Source organism: Kitasatospora sp. NPDC058162 (assembly GCF_042884005.1).
In the GTDB taxonomy this organism is placed as follows: Bacteria; Actinomycetota; Actinomycetes; order Streptomycetales; family Streptomycetaceae; genus Kitasatospora.
On record NZ_JBHVUS010000002.1, the window covers coordinates 14,718 to 31,332 of the forward strand.

The following is a 16,615-nucleotide window of genomic DNA, read 5'->3' on the forward strand; positions in this document are numbered from 1 at the left end:
CATTCAAGCGGCAGCAGGTCTAGCATCGCCTTGTCAGCTAGCGGCGCTAGATACCAGGGGGCACCATCATGCTCAACGCACTCAAGGTCTTCACCACCGTGGAACTCGGCGTGATGGTGGGGGTGGAGTTCGCCGTTGCCGTCATCCTCAACCGGATCTTCAAGGCGCTCCCCGAGGACGCCGGCCAGCTCGGCCGCGCCCACGGGGGACGGATGCTCGGTGCCGTGATGCCGTTCTGGTACATCGGCTCGCTCGTCCTGGTCGCGGTCTGGGCCGTCACCGACCGGCACCACCACGGCACCGGGCTCCTCGTCACGGCCGGCGCACTGCTGATCGTCAGCGTGCTGATGTCGGTCCTGCTGCTCGTCCCGATCAACAACCGGAGCAAGACCTGGACCCCGGAGAACCGTCCCGCGGACTGGAAGGAGCAGTCGGACCGCTGGGACCGCTACCACTACGGCCGGGTCGCCGTCATCATCGCCGCCTTCGCCGTGCTGGTCACCGCCCTCGTCTGAGCCCGCCGGCTCGATTCCCGCACCTCGATTCCCGCACCTCGATTCCCGCAACTCGATTCCTGCAAGGAGACTCCGATGTCCCTCAAGATCGTGAACACCGCCCTGACCACCGCGGGCATCCTCTTCATCTTCTGGTTCGGGCTGACCTTCATGCTGGCCCCCGAGACCATCGCGCCGACCTTCGGCCTGCCGAGCTGGCCCTCCGGCGACGGCGGCGGCTTTCTGATACTCAAGGGCATCCGCGACGTCGGGAACGGCCTGATCCTGAGCGTCCTGCTGCTGACCGGTCAGCGCCGCGCCCTGGCCTGGGTCCTGCTGGCCGGGTCCGTCATCCCGTTCGGCGACATGGCCACCGTGCTCGCCCACCACGGCTCCGCCGGCGCCGCGTTCGGCGTCCACGGCCTGACGGCGGTGGGGATGGTCGTCACCGGCCTGCTGACCCTGTGGGAGACGCGTCAGCCCTCCGGCGCACCGGCGTCCGCACCGGTCCCCGCCGCGGCCTGAGCGTGGCAGCGCGCGGAGCCCCCGCCCGGGGTCGGGCGGGGGCTCGCTGGTGCTTGTGGGCGGTCAGGCGGTCAGGCGGTCAGGCGGTCGGGGTGAGGAGGGGGGCGGTGTGGGTGAGGGTGACGCCGAGGCGGTGGAAGGCGTCGATGGCGGCCTGGTGGCCCGGGGTGGAGAGGGCGGCGACGGCGTCCTCGACGACGGTGGTGGGGTAGCCGAGGGCGACGGCGGTGCGGACGGTCTCCCCGACGCCGTGCTCGGTGGCGATGCCCGCCACCACCAGGCTGGTGGCGCCGAGCCGGTTGAGGCGCTCGGCGAGGTCGGTGCCGGCGAAGGCGTCGATGCCGTACTTGGTGACGACCTCGTTGCCGGGGCGGGCGGCGACCTCGGGGGCGAAGCGGTTGAAGGGGGAGTCGGGGCCGCCGTCGCTGCCGTCCATGCGGGCGTAGCGGACCAGGACGACGGGCAGGCCGGCCGCCTCGAAGGCGGTCTTGAGCCGGGCGGCGGAGCGGACCACCTCCGGGCCGCTGAGCGGGGCGACCGGGCGGTCGACGATCCACTGCTGGAGGTCGACCAGGACCAGGACGGTGCCGGGGGTGAGGGCGGCGGGGGTGTTGGGCATCGGGGTTCCTCGGGTGGTCGTTCGGGGGCTCTGTGCGGGCCGGTCGGTCACGCGGCGGCGATGAGCAGGGCGGTCCAGCGGGCCCGGCTCCGTGTCCGGGAACGGGAAAGGCCGCCCCCTTGGCGCCCCGGGTGGTGAACGGGCGTCCAGGGGGCGGCCTTCCGCCCGGTGCTGTGGTGCGGTCGTACGGCTCAGTCGGTCTTGCGCAGTGCCGCCGCCGAGCGTTCCAGCAGCTCGCGCAGCTGGGCCTGCTCGGTGTCGTCGAGGGCGTCGGTGAGCCGCTTCTCCACCTCGCGGGCCAGCGTGTCGGCCTTCTTCGCCAGCGTGCGGCCGGAGCGGGTGAGCTTGGCCACCAGCACCTTCTGGTGCACGCTCGACGTCTCACGGGTGATGAGGCCCTTGTTCTCCAGGTTGGTCAGGATCGTCGTCATGGTCTGCGGCGTGACCATGCACTCCCGGGCCAGCTGCGCCCCGGACATCCCGGACGACTGCTGGAGCACCAGCAGGGTGACGTACTGCGGGACCGTCAGGTCGACGGCGCGCAGCGCGCGGCTCTTCTCGCTGATCAGTGCCTGCTCGGCCCGCTTGATGGCGTGGCCGAGGCGGTCGTGGAAATTGAGCGGCGCCGAGTTCGGCTGGTCGGAACTGCTGTCGGTCACAGTGATCGCATCCCTGGCTGCCCCCCGCGGCGGATTATTCGGACTTTAAGGTACATCAGTGGGCTGATCAGTCGCTATGTGCGAACTGATGCAGGCCGACCGGCTCGGCGTCCTGGTCGGTGGGAGCCGCGGGGCCTCCTCGGTGGGCGGAACCTGAACTGCTACTCAGAACCTTAATACTTCGTAGAGCCCTGAGTTACAACTCCGAAGACGAACTCGGCTGCGGGACACGTCAGTAGCGGGTTCCGACCGGGGCCGGGAGGGCGTCCAACGCGGCCAGGTCGGCGTCGCTCAGCAGGACCTCGGCGGCCGCGGCGTTCTGCTCGATGTGCAGGCGGCGGGTGCTGCCGGGGATCGGCACGACGTGCTCGCCCTGGGCCAGCGTCCAGGCCAGCGCGACCTGGGCGGGGGCGGCCCCGTGCCGGGCGGCGACCTCCTGGATGCCGTCCGAGATCCGCTGGTTCTGCGCCCGCGCCTCCTCCTGGAAGCGCGGCAGCCGGGCCCGGAAGTCGTCCTGGTCCGGCGCGTTCCCGCCGTCGAAGCGGCCGGCCAGGAAGCCGCGGCCGAGCGGGGAGAACGGCACGAAGGCGGCGCCGTTGGCCGCGCACCAGGGCAGCACCTCGGCCAGCGGGTCGCGGCTCCACACCGACAGCTCGGACTGGACGGCGCCGACCGGGGCGATCGCGTGCGCCGCGTCCAACTGCGGAACGGACACCTCGCACAGGCCCAACTGCACGATCTTGCCCGCCTGCTGGAGCTCGGCCAGGGCGCCCCAGCTCTCCACGAGCGGGACCCTCGGGTCGACCCGGTGCAGGTAGTAGACGTCGATCCGGTCGGTGCCCAGCCGCCGCAGCGAACCCTCCACCGCGGCGCGCAGGTGCTCGGGACGGCCGTTGCGGTACATCGGCCGGTCCGGCTCCTGGACCAGCCCGACCTTGGTGGCGGGGCGTCAGTGCCCGGCGCCGACCGGCTCGGGGGCCTCCTCGGCCGCCGGGGCGGTCACCGCGGCCGGGGTGGCGGCCTTGCGGTCGCGGAGCATCACGGCGATCAGCGGGGCGCTGAGCGCGGCCACGCCGGCCAGGATCCACAGCACGGTGCGCAGCGCGTCGGTGTAGCCGTCGGCGAGGAAGGTGTGGAAGGCCTGGCGGCCGGCTTCGGCGACGCCGGACTCCGGGTCGGCCAGGTTGCCCTGGGCGACCTTGGCGGCGAGCCCGTCCGGGTTGCCGGTGAAGCCGCTGCCGTAGCCGTCGAGGCCCTTGGAGACGTTGGAGCTGACCAGGCTGACCAGGACGGAGCCCATGCCGGCGATGGCGATCGCCTCGCCGGCCAGGCGCATGGTGTTGAACATGCCCGCGGCCATGCCGGCCCGCTCCGGCGGGACGGAGCCGATCGCGGCGCCGTCCAGCAGGCCGAAGGAGATGCCGACGCCGGTGCCGATGATCAGGAACGGGCCGATCAGGCCGGCCATGCCGATGCCGGGGTGGATGGTGGTGAGCCAGGCGGCGCCGCCGGCGACCAGCAGCAGGCTGACGGCCAGCAGGGTGCGGACCGGGATCTTCTGGGCGAGGCGACCGGCGAGGATCGGGAAGACCAGCACGGGGGCGGTGAGCAGCAGCATCACGGCGCCGGCCTCGGAGCTGCTGAAGCGGTTGGCGCCCATGAAGTAGGAGGGCAGGAAGACCAGCAGGCAGACGAAGCCGAAGGCGAGCGCGACGGGGACGGAGCAGATCGCGACGAAGCGGCCCTGGGTGAACAGGGTCAGGTCGAACATCGGGCGCTCCTGGCGCAGTTCGACCAGGACGAAGAGCGCGAGCAGCAGCACGGAGCCGGCCAGCAGGCCGAGCACGACGGGGCTGGTCCAGCCCTGCTGGGGGCCCTCGACCATGGCGAGGGTGACCAGCGCGAGGCTGGTGGTGAAGGTGACGGTGCCGCCCCAGTCGACGCCGCGGGCGCCCGGGTCGCGGGACTCGGCGATGCGTGGCAGGGCCAGCAGCAGCGCCAGGTCGATCGCGGCGTGCAGCAGGAAGACCGAGCGCCAGCCGAAGGAGGAGACCAGCAGGCCGGAGGTGGAGGGGCCGAGGGCGAGTCCGACGCCGAAGGAGGAGCCGAGGACGCCGAAGGCCTTGGCCTGGGCGGGTCCGGAGAAGGTGGTGGCGAGCACGGCGCTGCCGGCGGTGAGCACCGCGGCGGCGGCCGCGCCGGCCAGCAGGCGGGCGCCGTCCAGCAGGTGGATGTTGCCGCTCAGGCCGCTGACCAGGGAGCAGAGGCCGAAGAGCGTGATGCCGATGCCCAGCATCCGGCGGCGGCCGACCAGGTCGGCGATGGCGCCGCAGGCGAGCATGAAGCTGGCGAAGGTCAGGTTGTAGCCGTTGACCACCCACTGGAGCGGTCCGAGGCCCGCGCCCAGGTCGGTGGCGATCTTCGGCAGGGCCACCGAGGCGCCGGTGAGCGAGGCGGGGAGCAGCCCGCCGGCGATGCACACCGCGGCGAGCGTGGTGCGTGGGTAGCTCTTCATGGGTCGAGGACTCCGATGTCGATGGGTCGGTGGTGTCGACGGGTTCGATGAGTGACAAGAACTCTGTTCAGTGTCAGGGTTCTTATTCATGGCAGGGGACGCTATAGGTTCGGCGCGGCGGGCGTCAAGGCGATCGGTCGACCGGGATCGGGACGGCCTGACGGCCACCTGCCCAGGCCCCCTGCCGAAGGGCCGCCCCCGCCGTCCGGCGGAGGCGGCCCTTCGGGCTGCTCGCCGCCGCCGTCGGCTACTCCCGGGTGCACACCGGCGTCCACTACCCCGGCGACGTCCTGGCCGGCGCCCTGCTGGGCAGCAGCTGCGCGGGAATCGTGCTCGCGGCGGGGCGGCGGGCGTCGTAGGGTCGAGCCCTTCGGACCACGGGAGGGCACACTGATGCTGCACCGCAGCTTGGGAGTTGACGGACCGAGGGTGAGCGCGCTCTGCCTCGGCGCGATGACCTTCGGCACCACCGTCGACGAGCGGACCGCCACCGCGATCCTCGACCGCTTCACCGAGGCCGGCGGGACGTTCATCGACACCTCGAACAACTACGCCTTCTGGGCCCCCGGCGGCACCGGGCACGAGAGCGAGGAACTCCTCGGCCGCTGGACCGCCCGCCGCCGCAACCGCGACGCGCTCGTCCTCGCCACCAAGGCCGGCGCCCGCCCGGTGCCCGGACTGCCCTACCCCGAACACCGCGAAGGCCTCTCCGCCCCGGCCCTGCGCGCCGCGGCCGAGGGCAGCCTGCGCCGTCTAGGCACCGACCGGATCGACCTCCACTACGCCCACGTCACCGACCCGGCCACCCCCGTCGAGGAGACCATGGGCGCCTTCGCCGGCCTGGTCGCCGACGGCAAGGTCACCGCCCTCGGCTGCAGCAACCACCGCGCCGCCGACCTCGCCGCCGCCAACGACCTCGCGGCCGAACGCGGCTGGCCCGGCTACCGGTGCGTCCAGCAACGCCACAGCTACCTCCAGCCCCGGCCCGGCGCGGACTTCGGCATCCAGCGGCACGCCGACGGGGAGCTGCTGACCTACCTCGCGGACCGGCCGGGCCTCACCCTGCTCGCCTACTCCCCGCTCCTCGGCGGCTCCTACAGCCGCCCCGACCGCCCGCTGCGCGAGGAGTACCGGTGGCCCGGCACCGAGGCCCGGCTGACCGCCCTGGCCGAGGTCGCCCGGGAGACCGGCGCCACCGTCAACCAGGTCGTCCTCGCCTGGCTGATCGGCCACCCCGTCCCGACCGTCCCGGTGATCGGCGCCAGCTCGGTCGCCCAACTGGAGGAGAGCCTGGCCGCCCTGGAGCTGACCCTCGACGCGGACCAGCGCCACCGCCTGGACACCGCGGGCTAGGGTCCGTTCTCCGGACTCCCGTCAGCGCCGCCCGGTCCCCGTCGCGGGCCACCGTAGCGAAGGCGTCCACCGGCTCCGGCGGCCGACCGGGCCGCCCGCGGCGTCCGCCGGACGGGCCTCCGCCACCCGGCGGCGGGCCCGGTCGGTGAGCTCGCGGGTGTCCGCGGTGGTCCGCTCGAGGACGGTCGCGATCAGGTCGACGGGCAGCCGGAACACCTCGTGCAGCACGAAGGCGACCCGCTCGGCGGGGGCCAGCACGTCCAGCGCGACCAGCAGCGCGGGCCCGACCGCCCCGCCCGGCGGGACCGGTTGCGCCGGCCCCGCCACCGCGTCCGGCAGCCGCACCGGCCGGGCGCCCCGCGAACCCAGCAGACCCAGGCAGACCCGCCCGGTCACCGTGGTCAGCCAGGCGGCGAGGTCCGCGACCTCCTCCGGATTGATCCGGCCGAGCCGGACCCAGACCTCCCGCACCGCGACCTCCGACTCCGCGTGCGAGCCCAGCAACGGGTACGCGAGCGCCCTCATCCGCGGCCGCAGGTACTCGAACTGGCCTGCCTGCCGGTCCTGCTCGGGCACGGTCGCACTCCTCGGGGGCCGAAGGGTTCGTCACCGACCGGTGCCCCGGCCGTGGGTGGACCTTACTCGGAGAAGCAGGTTGATCACACCGGGTGTGCAGACGCAATTCTCGGCTGTCGCCGTGCCGGCCCGGAGGGGGCGGGACGCTCAGGACTTGCCGACGGTGTTCAGGTACGGCGTGCCCGCCGCGTAGAGGCCGGCGACGGCCTTCTCCACCTCGGCCTGCGGGACGTTCTTGTCGGCCTGGTAGTAGAGCCAGTTGACCTTCATGTCCCAGGTGCGCGGGCCGGTGACGGTGCTCGGCAGGTCGATCAGCCAGGCGCTGAAACGGATGCTCAGCTTCTCCTTGGGGTAGGAGCGGCTGTCGCTGGTGAAGAGGACCTTCCCGTCCATCGAGTAGGTCACGGCCTTGTTGTCGGCTGTGATCATCATGGTGTGCCAGCCGGCCAGGCTCTTCTTGGTGCCGGTGGTGTCCCGGTCGCCCGGGGTGGAGCTGCGCCAGCTGGTGGTGTCCAGGCGGGGGCCGGCGGAGCCCCAGCCGCCGTTGGGCATGTACTCGTAGTCGAGTTCGCTGTACTTGGCGGAGGTGTGCGAGGGCGAGATCGTGTAGAAGCACTCGTTGATGTGGTCGCCGTCCTTGCCGCTGGTGGGCTTGTCGCTGAACCAGACCCGCGCCGCCACGGTGCCGTTGAGGAACTCGCCCTCGCTGCGCCCGATCTCGACCTGCTTGGTGTTCTTCGGGGTGCCGTCGGTGGTGAGCCGCAGCTGCATGGCCTGTCCGCCCTGGGCGTCGCCGCCGTTGGGGAAGGAGACCCCGCTCTTGGTCCAGGTGTCCTTCACGCCGGGGCCGCCGCCGTCGGTGCGGACCTCCCAGCCGTGGGCGGCGAGGCTGGGGTCCTCGGCGCCGGTGTAGCGGAAGCTGTCGAACAGCACGCCGGGCGGACCGGCCGGGGTGGGGGCCGCCGGGGTGGTCCCGCCCTGCTGGGCGGCGGCGGTGGCCTTGTCGCCCTTCGCGCCGCCCGGGGCCGGTGCGGCGTCCGAGGAGCAGGCGGTGGTGGCGGCCGCGAGGAGGGCGAGCGGGGCGGCGAGTCCGAGCACGGTGCGGCGGAGGTGCCGGGCAGGGCGGGGACGGCTCACGACTGCTCCTCTGGGTGGATGCAGAGGGTGTCAGGTGCACGCACTTCGCATCGGATCTACCAATGGTTCACATTCGGCGGACATCCTAGCCCTGCCCGGGCCGGTTTCCGGAAGGCCGGGAAGACGAACGACGCTTGCGGAGAATGTCCGAATCGGCCGGTTCAAGAGTATTCGTGTACGTGTGATCCGATCTCGCGAAATGGCGGCCCGATGTGTCCCCGGCCACGTCAGAGGCCATGCGAGTGGGGCGATGTGTCGGATTTGACGTTCTTCGGGGCGGAAGAACAGCCGGTTGCATTCACGCTTCGAAATGGCCCGGTCGCACGGGGTGAAGGGGGATTTCCGCATTCCACTACGCGGCGATCGCTCGGCATCTTGATTGGGTACTCTTTGCCCACCATCACAGGAGTTACACAGTGTGGACGGCGTTTGATGGTCCGCCGGAGTTGGGGGAGAAGGCCCTTGTCAGGCACCGCCGCGCCCAGTGCGCAGGCCGACGAGTCGCGTGCCGCACGCAGCAGACACCGTCGTGGCCGGGTGGCCCCGGTCTCGTCCGACGGGTCGGTGCGCTACGACACCGTGATCCTGGTCCCGGCCCGGAACGAGGAGGTGGGCGTCTTCACCTCGCTGGACTCACTGGCCAAGCAGTCCAGGCGTCCGGATCTGATCATCGTGGTGGTCAACAACTCCACGGACCGCACCCGGGAGTTCGCCCAGCAGTTCGCCGACGGCGAGAACGCGCCGCCGACCGTGGTGCTGAACCTGGACGACAACCCGCACAAGAAGGCGGGCGCCCTCAACCACGGTCTCGACTGGTTGCGCGAGGCGGTCGGCGGCCGGCTCACCGGCGCCGTCCGGCACGTCCTGGTGATGGACGCCGACACCGAGCTCCACCCCAAGTTCCTCCAGCGCGCCCGGAACGTCATCGCCTCCGACCCCGAGCTCGGCGGCGTCAGCGCGGCCTGCTTCGGCCGCACCGGCCTGTGGCGCAACCCCTGGCAGCGCTACCTGCTCGGCATGCAGATCATCGAGTACGGCCGCGCGGCCAGCGCCCGCTACCGCACCGACGTGCACACCATGTCGGGTGCCGGCTCCTTCTACCGGGCCGAGGCGCTGCAGACCCTCATCGACTGGCGCGGCGAGGTCTTCTGGGAGGACCACCGCAACCTGGTCGAGGACTACGAGACCACGCTGGCGCTCAAGGAGTCCGGCTGGAAGGTCACCGCCAACGAGCTCTGCATCGCCTACACCGACCTCATGCCCACGCTGCGGGAGCTGATCCAACAGCGCGAGCGGTGGAGCCGCGGCACCGTCGACACCCTGCGGGCCCGGGGCTGGACCAAGGTCACCTGGCACTCCATCAGCACCCTGATCCTGGCGCTGGTCGGCTCCGCGTACATCCTCGGCTGGGGCTCGCGCACGCTGGTCGCCGCCGCCCGCTACGGGATGGCGCACGCCCCGCTGTTCTGGGCGCTGATCGGCTTCTGGGTCGTCTACCCGGCCCTGCGGGTCCGCAAGTTGGGCTGGAAGGCGATGCTCGTCGAGGCCCTGCTGCTCCCGGAACTGGTCTACACGGTGGTCCGGACGTACTGGTTGGTGTCCTCCGTGGTGAAGTCGTACATGACGCGCGTCTCCGCGTGGAAGTGAGCCCGGTACAACCATGAACGTGTTCAAGGGCCTGAGCGTCCTGGTGGTGCTGGCCGGCATCGCCGTCGCCCTCACCCAACTGCCCAACCTCGACTCGGCCTTCCTCTACCTCAGCCTCGGCATCATCGCCCTCTCGCTGGTCACCTACGTCGCCTCGATCCGCCGCAGCCGCCGGGACCGCCGGCTCGCCGCGGGCGACCGCCGCCGCGTCTGACTGCCGCCGCGTCTGACCCCCTCCGCGTCTGACCCCCGCCCGGGGGGGTGGGGCAAGGCCCACCCCCGGGCGGGGAGGCAGGTGGATTCTGCCGGCGGTTCGGTGTCCCTAGATTCGATCACGAGCTGCCCGGGTGGGTGGCCGTGAGGAGTGGGGAGGCGTCGTGCGGGGAGCGGTGGGGGAGGGGGCGCCGGCGCTGCGGTTGTCCGGGCTGCGGAAGCGGTTCGGGGCGCACGTCGCGGTGGACGGGGTGGACCTGGTGGTGCCGAGCGGGTCGTTCTACGGGCTGGTCGGACCGAACGGGGCCGGGAAGACGACCGTGTTGTCGATGGCGGTCGGCTTGTTGCGCCCGGACGCCGGGAGTTCGGCGGTGTTCGGGGTCGACGTGTGGAGCGACGTGCGGGCCAAGGCGCTGGTCGGGGTGCTGCCGGACGGGATGATGCTGCCGGAGCGGCTGAGCGGGCCCGAAGTGCTGCACTACCTGGGGCGGTTGCGCGGGCTGCCGGCCGCGACGGTGGACGCCCGGGCGGCGGAGCTGCTGGCGGTGCTGGAGCTGGACGGGGCCGGGCACACCCCGGTGATCGACTACTCCACCGGGATGCGCAAGAAGATCGGCCTGGCGACGGCGCTGCTGCACGCGCCCCGGCTGCTGGTGCTGGACGAGCCCTTCGAGGCGGTCGACCCGGTGTCCGCCACGACGATCCGGGTGATCCTGCGGCGGTTCGTCGCCTCGGGCGGGTCGGTGGTGTTCTCCAGCCATGTGATGGCCCTGGTGGAGCAGCTCTGCGACCACGTCGGGGTGATCGCCGCAGGCCGGGTGCCGGCCGCCGGGCCAGTGGACGAGGTGCGGGCCGGGCGGGGGCTGGAGGAGGTCTTCGTCGAGCTGGTCGGTGCCCGTACGGGCGGGGCGGAGGGGCTGTCGTGGCTGGCGTCCTGAACTCCGGGGGCGTCGGGGGTGTGATGAGCCCGGCGGCCGTGCTGACCGGGATGAAGCTGGCCGTGCTGCGGCGGTCGATGTCCGGCCCGCGGGCCGCGAGCCTGATCGCGGGCGGGGTATGCGGGGCGCCGATGGCGGTGGGCACGGCGCTGCTGGGCCTGGTGGACTTCCCGGTGCCGGAGGCCGGGGTGGGCACGATCGCCCTGGTGCTGCTGGTCTGGACGGTCGGCTGGGCGGTGGGCCCGACCCTCACCGGCGGGGACCCGACCCTGCGGCTGTCGTACTTCGCGCTGGTGCCGCAGCCCCCGCGCAGGCTCGCGCTGGGCCTGCTGGTCGCCTCCTTCGTCGGCGTCACCCCGGCGCTCGGCCTGGTCGCCTTCGCCGTGCTGGTGGTGTTCGGCGCCGGACTGGGGCCGCTGCCCGCGCTGGTGGCCGTGCCCGGGATGCTGCTGCAGCTGCTGTTCGTGGTGCTGCTGGCCAAGCTGAGCCTCCAGGGCCTGGGCAGCGTCGCCCGGTCGCGGCTCGGCTGGGAGCTGTCCTCGCTGCTGGTGGGCCTGGTCTGCGGGTTCCTGAACACCGGCTGGTTCGGCCTCGCCTTCTTCTTCAAGCTGCTGGGCGGCCACTGGGCGCCGACCGTCGGCACGGTCGTACGCGCCCTGCCCTCCGGCTGGTCGGTGGTCGCCGTGGATGCCGCCCGGCGCTCCGACTGGGCCCTGGTCGTCGCCTGCCTCGGCGGGCTGCTCGCCCTGTGCGGGGTGCTGTTCGCGGCGTGGACCGCCCTGCTGGCCCGGCAGTTGGTGCGCGGCGGCACGGCGGGCGGCGGCACGGCGGGCGGCGGGCGGGCCGGCGCTCGCCGCGGTGCCGGCCGCGGTGCGCGGCTGCGGTTCCTGCCGGACACCCCCGGGGGCGCCGTCGTCGGCAAGGAGCTGCGGCTGTGGGCGCGCGACCCGCGCCGCGCCCGCTTCCTGCGGATCGCCCTGTGGACCGGCCTCTTCACCGGCCTGCTGCCGGTGCTCGGCGGGTTCCCGACGGTGCTGCCCTGGACGGGCGTGGTCCTGGCGCTGTACGCCGGCCCGCTCGGTTCCAGCCTGTACGGGCTGGATGCCGGTGCCCTCTGGCTGACCCTGGTCGTCCCCGGCGCCGAGCGGGTCGACGTCCGGGCCCGGCAGCTGGCCTGGCTGCTGATCGTCGGCCCGGCCGCGCTGCTGCTCACCGTGGCGGCGACCCTGGCCGTCCCGAACGGGGGCTGGGCCTGGCCCTGGCTGCTGGCCGTCCTGCCCGCCGTGCTCGGCGCCGGGGCCGGGCTGGTGCCGCTGATGTCGCTGCTCGGTCCGGCGCCGTTCCCGGACCGGCCGGGGGGCAACCCGCTGGACGGGTTCAGCGACGAGAGCGGCGACCAGGTCCGGATGCAGAGCCTCGCCGTCCTGGTGCTCCAGCTGTTCGCCGCGCTGCCGGCCGCCGGTGTCGTGCTGGCGGGGACGCTGCTGCACAGTTCGCCGCTGCGCTGGGCGGGGGTGGTGGTCGGGCTGGGCACCGGGCTGCTGTACGGCTGGTGGATGGGACGGGCGGCCCGCCGTCGGCTGGAGAGCCGCGGGCCGGAGCTGCTGGATGTGATGCGGAAGGGGGTCCGTCGGGGGACGTCGTCCGTGGGTGGGCCGGTGGGTGGGGCCGCGGGCGGGCCGGCTGGCCGGTCGCAGGAGGAGCAGGTGTTGCTGGACCGTCTCGCCCGGCGTCGGACGGCGGCCGCCGGGTTGCTGGTGACGGTCGGGGTGCTGAGCACGGCCCCGCAGGGCGGGGTGGCGCTGGCGATGTCGCTGCTCGCACCGGCGAACCGGAGCTGGTTCCTGGCCCTGTACCTGCCGCCGGGCTGGCAGGTGCCGGTGGCGTCGGGGTTCATCCTGTTGGGCGCGGTGTGCTTCGTGGGGGTGTACCGGCTGATCCGGGCCAAGCATGCGGCGGAGCGGGGTACCGAGTAGGCAACGGGCAGCTGATCAGGGCTCGTTGGCGGGCTGCCATCATGATCGTCCAGCGCAGCACATGTCGTTCGAGCCGACCGGAGGAGGCCCCATGAGCACCGCGCAGTCCCGAGGCGCCGAGGCGCTGCGCACTGCCCTCCAGGCGCTCGGGCGGCTCGCCGTCCGCACCCTGCTGATCCCGGCCGGGGCGGTGCTGGCGGTGCTCTACCTGACCTCGTTCCTGCTCTGGGGCTGCCTCGGGTTGTTCCCGTTGTTCCCGCTGGCCACCCGGGTGATCCGGTCCGCCGCCGAGCGGGCGCGCTGGGCTGCCGGCCACTGGTCGCAGGTGCCCGTACCGGTGCCGTACGTGCCGCGTCCGGCGTTGGAACGCACCCTGCACGGCTGGTTCTGGACCGGCCGCGACTACCACAAGAACCGTTGGTTCGCGGGCTTCGCGCTCACGCTGAGCTGGCTGTGGAACGACCCGGCGACCTGGCGGGACGCCGCCTGGGTGCTCGTCGACCCGCTGGTCGGCGGCGCCGTCGCGGCCACGCCCGTCCTGCTGACCGGCTACGGCCTGTACGGGCTGGCGCAGCCCGTCCTGCCCCAACCCGGCCCCGGCTACGGCCTGTTGCCGCTGCCCGGGCTGCTCGGACCGCTCCTCGGCCTCCTCCTGGTGTCCGCGGGCCTCGCCCTCGCCCGGCCCGCGCTGCACCTGCACGGCCGGTGGACCCGCTCCCTGCTCGGCCCCACCGAGCGCTCCCGGCTGGCCCAGCGGGTCGAGCAGCTCACCGAGATCCGGCTGGACGCCACCGAGGCCCAGGCCGCCGAACTGCGCCGGATCGAACGGGACCTGCACGACGGCGCGCAGGCCCGGCTGGTCGCCGTCAGCCTGCGGCTCGGCGCGGTCGTGCCGCTGATCGACCGGGACCCGGAGAAGGCGAAGCAGGTGGTGACGGACGCGCAGGAGAACGTCACCCAGGCCTTGCAGGAATTGCGCGACCTGGTGCGCGGGATCCACCCGCCGGTGCTCGCCGAGCGCGGTCTGGCGGAGGGGATCCGGGCGCTCGCCCTGGACGTGCCGCTGCGGGTGGAGGTCCGGGCCGAACTGCCGGGCCGGGCCGAGGCGCCGGTGGAGTCGGCGGTGTACTTCGCGGTCAGCGAGGCGCTCACCAACGCCGTCAAGCACGGCGACGCCCGGCACGCCACGGTGGAACTCACCCACGCCGCCGGGCTGCTGCGCGCGGAGGTCGCCGATGACGGCCGGGGCGGCGCCGTGCTTGACGGGGGCAGCGGCCTGCGGGGCATCCAGCGGAGGCTGGCGGTGTTCGACGGTACGCTCACGCTGACCAGCCCCCCGGGGGGCCCGACCAGGCTGATCATGGAGCTGCCGTGCGTGTTGTCCTCGCCGAGGACCTCGTCCTGCTGAGGGACGGACTGGAACTCCTGCTGAGCGCCCACGGCCACGAGATCGTCGCCGCCGTGGAGAGCGGACCGGAACTGGCCGCGGCGCTCGCGGAACACCGTCCGGACATCGCGGTGGTCGACGTCCGGCTGCCGCCCACCTACTCGGACGAGGGCCTCCAGGTCGCGCTGGCGGCCCGCCGGGAGCAGCCCGGCCTGCCGGTGCTGGTGCTCTCCCAGCACGTCGAGCAGCTGTACGCCCGGGAGTTGGTCGCGGACGGTGCGGGCGGGGTCGGCTACCTGCTCAAGGACCGGGTGTCCAAGGCGGACCAGTTCGTCGCCGCGGTGTGCACCGTGGCGGCCGGCGGCACGGTGATGGACCCGCAGGTGATCTCCCGGCTGCTCGCCCGCAACGCCTTCGACGAACCGCTCGCGATGCTGACTCCGCGGGAACGGGACGTGCTCGCGATGATGGCCGAGGGGCGCTCCAATGCGGCGATCGCCCAGCGGCTCCGCTTCAGTGAGGGGGCGGTGAGCAAGCACACCTCCAACATCTTCGCGAAGCTCGGGCTCGGGGTTTCGGATGATGACAATCGGCGGGTTCTTGCGGTGCTCGCGTATCTGGACGGGACCCGGTCGGGGTAGGAGGGGGTCCGCTGCGCGGGGCTTGGGTGTGGGGGTGGGCTTTCGGGAGGGTGGGTGGGTCCGGGGGCGGTTCCGGGGGTGGGCGCTCCGGGGGCTGGATGATTTTCGGACCGCCGACCCTCATCGAGGGGTGTTGGGCGCCGTTGGCGGTCTGAAAATCACCCGTCACGCCCCTCTCCGCACCCACCCCCTCCACCGCCCCCTCCCGCAGCGCGTCCCTCTCGCCTTGGTCGGGTGAGGGGGAGGTGGGTGGTTGGGGTGGGTGCGGAGGTGGGGGAGGGGGTGGTTGGGGTGGGTGGGTTGGTGGGCGTCGGTACGATCGCTGTATGGGTGGTGCTAAGGACGAGGCCTGGGATGCCGATGCGGCGGAGCGGGCGGTGGCGGTGCTGAAGGCGGTGGCCGACCCGTCGCGGTACCGGCTGCTGTGGGCGCTGAGCCGCCGGGAGCTGCCGGTCAGCGAGCTGGCTGAGCTGCTGGGGGCCCATGTGGCGGCCACTTCGCAGCACCTGGCGAAGCTGCGGGCGGCGGGGCTGGTGGTGGCCCGGCGGGAGGGGACGCGGATCTTCTACCGGGCCACCGAGGTGCGTGGGCTGCTGACCGAGGCCGCTGTGATCGCGAACGATCTGCCGGGTCGTGGCGGCGGGGGTGACGGGGGTGCGGCTCCGGCTGCCGAGACGGCGGAGCAGCCCTTCGCCCGGGCCGTGCGGGGGGTGCGCCGCCGCCCGGCGGCCGGGCAGGCGGGCTGAGGCGGGGCCCGTCGGGCCCTGCGGTTGTGCTGGGCATGATCAAGTGGTCTGGACCAGTGGCCGGAACGCGTGGGTCCGCGGTGGGCTGTCCCTACGGGCGGCCGTGCCCGCCGCCGGCGCCGGTTCTTCGTCGACGGACCGCCGGTCGCGGGCTGCGCCACCACCGGTGGCTTCCGGCCGAATTGGTCTCGACCATTGCCCTCCGTGCGCAGGTGAAGGAGGCTGCTGCCCACCGGGCACCGGATCATCACGACCGGAGCCCTCGCCACCGGAACGGGAAGGCAGCAATACGACCATGCGCAAAGCGATTTCGACCCTGAGCCTGGCCGGACTACTGACCGCCGGCGCCCTGTTGGCCGCGCCGTCCGCGCAGGCCACCGGCTACGTCTACATCGGCATGTACCCGAGCGGCGCCGCGTGTGACGCGGCGGGCAAGGCCTACGTGGCCCGGGGGGAGGCGATCACCTACTTCTGTGACGTCGCCCCGAACACGGCCCGGCTCTCGATCTGGCCCTCCTGACGGATCGTCATCTTCGAGTGCTGAAAGGCCCGGTGGCCGCCACGCGGCCGCCGGGCCCGCCAGTTCCTCGCGGGCCCTACGCGCCGTCTTCGTTGTTGTTTCGGATGACCTGGGCGCGTCGGAACAGGTCGTCCGTTTCGGTGGCGAGTACCCCGCCGAGCAGCAGCTGCGGGTGGTAGAAGGACTCGGCGGCCTTGGCCACGGCGGTGGCGGACAGGTCGATCTGGTCGAGGCCGGTGCGGCGCAGCCCTTCGATCGAGGTGGCCCAGACGACCTGGCCGATGCCGGCCCAGGCGCAGGCGCTCATGCACATCGGGCAGGGTTCGGCGGTGGTGTAGAGGGCGGTGCCGGCCCATTCGGGGCTGCCGTAGGGCTGCCCGTAGTCGTCGATGGCGACCATCTCGGCGTGGTACGTCGGGCCGTCCTGCGCCACGTTGACGCCTCGGCCCACTACTTGGCCCGAGCGGACGAGCACCGCTCCGAAGGGGTAGCGCTCGTTCTTGCGTCCCTCCTCGATCGCCGCTGTCATGAAGTGTTCGTGGTTCTGTGGTGCGGCGGGTGTTGCGTATGGTGCCAGTCCGATGGCGCCTGCTGCGCCCAGGAAGTGACGCCTGTTCAATGCCATGGTGTGCTCCGTCCGGTCGGGGTGAGGGAGTTGCATGGCATTGT

Annotated in this window: 17 protein-coding genes and 2 pseudogenes; 12 read left to right on the forward strand and 7 right to left on the reverse strand. The window is 72.8% G+C overall.

Annotated elements, in window-relative coordinates:
* Positions 1–68 precede the first annotated feature (68 nt).
* Together ACFVXG_RS03535 and ACFVXG_RS03540 are read left to right on the forward strand one after the other, a co-directional pair.
* On the forward strand, positions 69–515 hold the full coding sequence (locus ACFVXG_RS03535) for an anthrone oxygenase family protein (protein ID WP_387923917.1): 447 nt from the start codon (positions 69–71) through the stop codon (positions 513–515).
* Between the two features lie 75 nt (positions 516–590).
* A complete protein-coding gene (locus ACFVXG_RS03540) occupies positions 591–1,019 on the forward strand; it encodes a DUF4267 domain-containing protein (RefSeq protein WP_387923919.1) in 429 nt (142 codons plus the stop codon).
* Positions 1,020–1,098: 79 nt separating this feature from the next.
* On the opposite strand, the gene ACFVXG_RS03545 is transcribed toward ACFVXG_RS03540, so the two are convergent.
* From ACFVXG_RS03545 to ACFVXG_RS03560, 4 genes and pseudogenes are all read right to left on the reverse strand, one after another.
* Positions 1,099–1,638, reverse strand: coding sequence for a cysteine hydrolase family protein (locus ACFVXG_RS03545; RefSeq protein ID WP_387923921.1), 540 nt, complete (start codon positions 1,636–1,638; stop codon positions 1,099–1,101).
* 191 nt (positions 1,639–1,829) lie between these two features.
* The gene (locus ACFVXG_RS03550; protein WP_387923923.1) at positions 1,830–2,297 is read right to left on the reverse strand and encodes a MarR family winged helix-turn-helix transcriptional regulator; all 468 of its coding nucleotides are present in this window, start codon (positions 2,295–2,297) and stop codon (positions 1,830–1,832) included.
* A 232-nt stretch (positions 2,298–2,529) separates the two neighbouring features.
* Positions 2,530–3,228, reverse strand: a pseudogene (locus ACFVXG_RS03555) (aldo/keto reductase); the annotation flags it as partial.
* A gap of 18 nt (positions 3,229–3,246) precedes the next feature.
* Complete coding sequence (locus ACFVXG_RS03560; protein ID WP_387923925.1) at positions 3,247–4,812, reverse strand: MFS transporter; 1,566 nt, start codon at positions 4,810–4,812, stop codon at positions 3,247–3,249.
* 218 nt (positions 4,813–5,030) lie between these two features.
* Between ACFVXG_RS03560 and ACFVXG_RS03565 the strand changes: the two are divergent.
* Positions 5,031–5,171: pseudogene (locus ACFVXG_RS03565) on the forward strand (phosphatase PAP2 family protein); the annotation flags it as partial.
* Between the two features lie 34 nt (positions 5,172–5,205).
* On the forward strand, positions 5,206–6,165 hold the full coding sequence (locus tag ACFVXG_RS03570) for an aldo/keto reductase (protein ID WP_387923927.1): 960 nt from the start codon (positions 5,206–5,208) through the stop codon (positions 6,163–6,165).
* Between the two features lie 21 nt (positions 6,166–6,186).
* On the opposite strand, the gene ACFVXG_RS03575 is transcribed toward ACFVXG_RS03570, so the two are convergent.
* Complete coding sequence (locus ACFVXG_RS03575; protein ID WP_387923928.1) at positions 6,187–6,741, reverse strand: hypothetical protein; 555 nt, start codon at positions 6,739–6,741, stop codon at positions 6,187–6,189.
* A 147-nt stretch (positions 6,742–6,888) separates the two neighbouring features.
* Positions 6,889–7,878 (reverse strand): glycoside hydrolase family 16 protein, encoded by a 990-nt coding sequence (locus ACFVXG_RS03580; RefSeq protein ID WP_387923930.1) that lies wholly within the window; start codon positions 7,876–7,878, stop codon positions 6,889–6,891.
* Between the two features lie 462 nt (positions 7,879–8,340).
* Here ACFVXG_RS03580 and ACFVXG_RS03585 point away from each other — a divergent pair, with 462 nt between their 5' ends.
* The 8 genes from ACFVXG_RS03585 to ACFVXG_RS03620 all read left to right on the forward strand — a co-directional run bounded on the left by ACFVXG_RS03585 (position 8,341) and on the right by ACFVXG_RS03620 (position 15,946).
* Positions 8,341–9,525 carry a glycosyltransferase family 2 protein gene (locus ACFVXG_RS03585; RefSeq protein ID WP_387923931.1) on the forward strand — a complete coding sequence of 395 codons (1,185 nt, stop codon included), beginning with the start codon at positions 8,341–8,343 and terminating at the stop codon, positions 9,523–9,525.
* A gap of 13 nt (positions 9,526–9,538) precedes the next feature.
* Positions 9,539–9,739, forward strand: coding sequence for a hypothetical protein (locus ACFVXG_RS03590; RefSeq protein ID WP_387923932.1), 201 nt, complete (start codon positions 9,539–9,541; stop codon positions 9,737–9,739).
* Positions 9,740–9,902: 163 nt separating this feature from the next.
* Entirely contained in the window at positions 9,903–10,676 is a 774-nt protein-coding gene (locus tag ACFVXG_RS03595) for an ABC transporter ATP-binding protein (protein WP_387923934.1), read from the forward strand.
* Positions 10,661–12,652 (forward strand): hypothetical protein, encoded by a 1,992-nt coding sequence (locus tag ACFVXG_RS03600; RefSeq protein WP_387923936.1) that lies wholly within the window; start codon positions 10,661–10,663, stop codon positions 12,650–12,652. Before ACFVXG_RS03595 ends, ACFVXG_RS03600 begins: the two co-directional genes overlap by 16 nt.
* A 91-nt stretch (positions 12,653–12,743) precedes the next feature.
* The gene (locus ACFVXG_RS03605; RefSeq protein ID WP_387923938.1) at positions 12,744–14,060 is read left to right on the forward strand and encodes a sensor histidine kinase; all 1,317 of its coding nucleotides are present in this window, start codon (positions 12,744–12,746) and stop codon (positions 14,058–14,060) included.
* Positions 14,024–14,680 (forward strand): LuxR C-terminal-related transcriptional regulator, encoded by a 657-nt coding sequence (locus tag ACFVXG_RS03610; protein ID WP_387923940.1) that lies wholly within the window; start codon positions 14,024–14,026, stop codon positions 14,678–14,680. Before ACFVXG_RS03605 ends, ACFVXG_RS03610 begins: the two co-directional genes overlap by 37 nt.
* 326 nt (positions 14,681–15,006) lie before the next feature.
* The gene (locus ACFVXG_RS03615) at positions 15,007–15,426 is read left to right on the forward strand and encodes an ArsR/SmtB family transcription factor (RefSeq protein WP_387923941.1); all 420 of its coding nucleotides are present in this window, start codon (positions 15,007–15,009) and stop codon (positions 15,424–15,426) included.
* 295 nt (positions 15,427–15,721) lie between these two features.
* Entirely contained in the window at positions 15,722–15,946 is a 225-nt protein-coding gene (locus tag ACFVXG_RS03620) for a hypothetical protein (protein WP_387923943.1), read from the forward strand.
* A gap of 76 nt (positions 15,947–16,022) precedes the next feature.
* Here ACFVXG_RS03620 and ACFVXG_RS03625 read toward each other — a convergent pair whose 3' ends face one another.
* Positions 16,023–16,607, reverse strand: a complete 585-nt coding sequence (locus ACFVXG_RS03625) for a nucleoside deaminase (protein WP_387923945.1) — start codon at positions 16,605–16,607, stop codon at positions 16,023–16,025.
* Between the last annotated feature and the right edge of the window lie 8 nt (positions 16,608–16,615).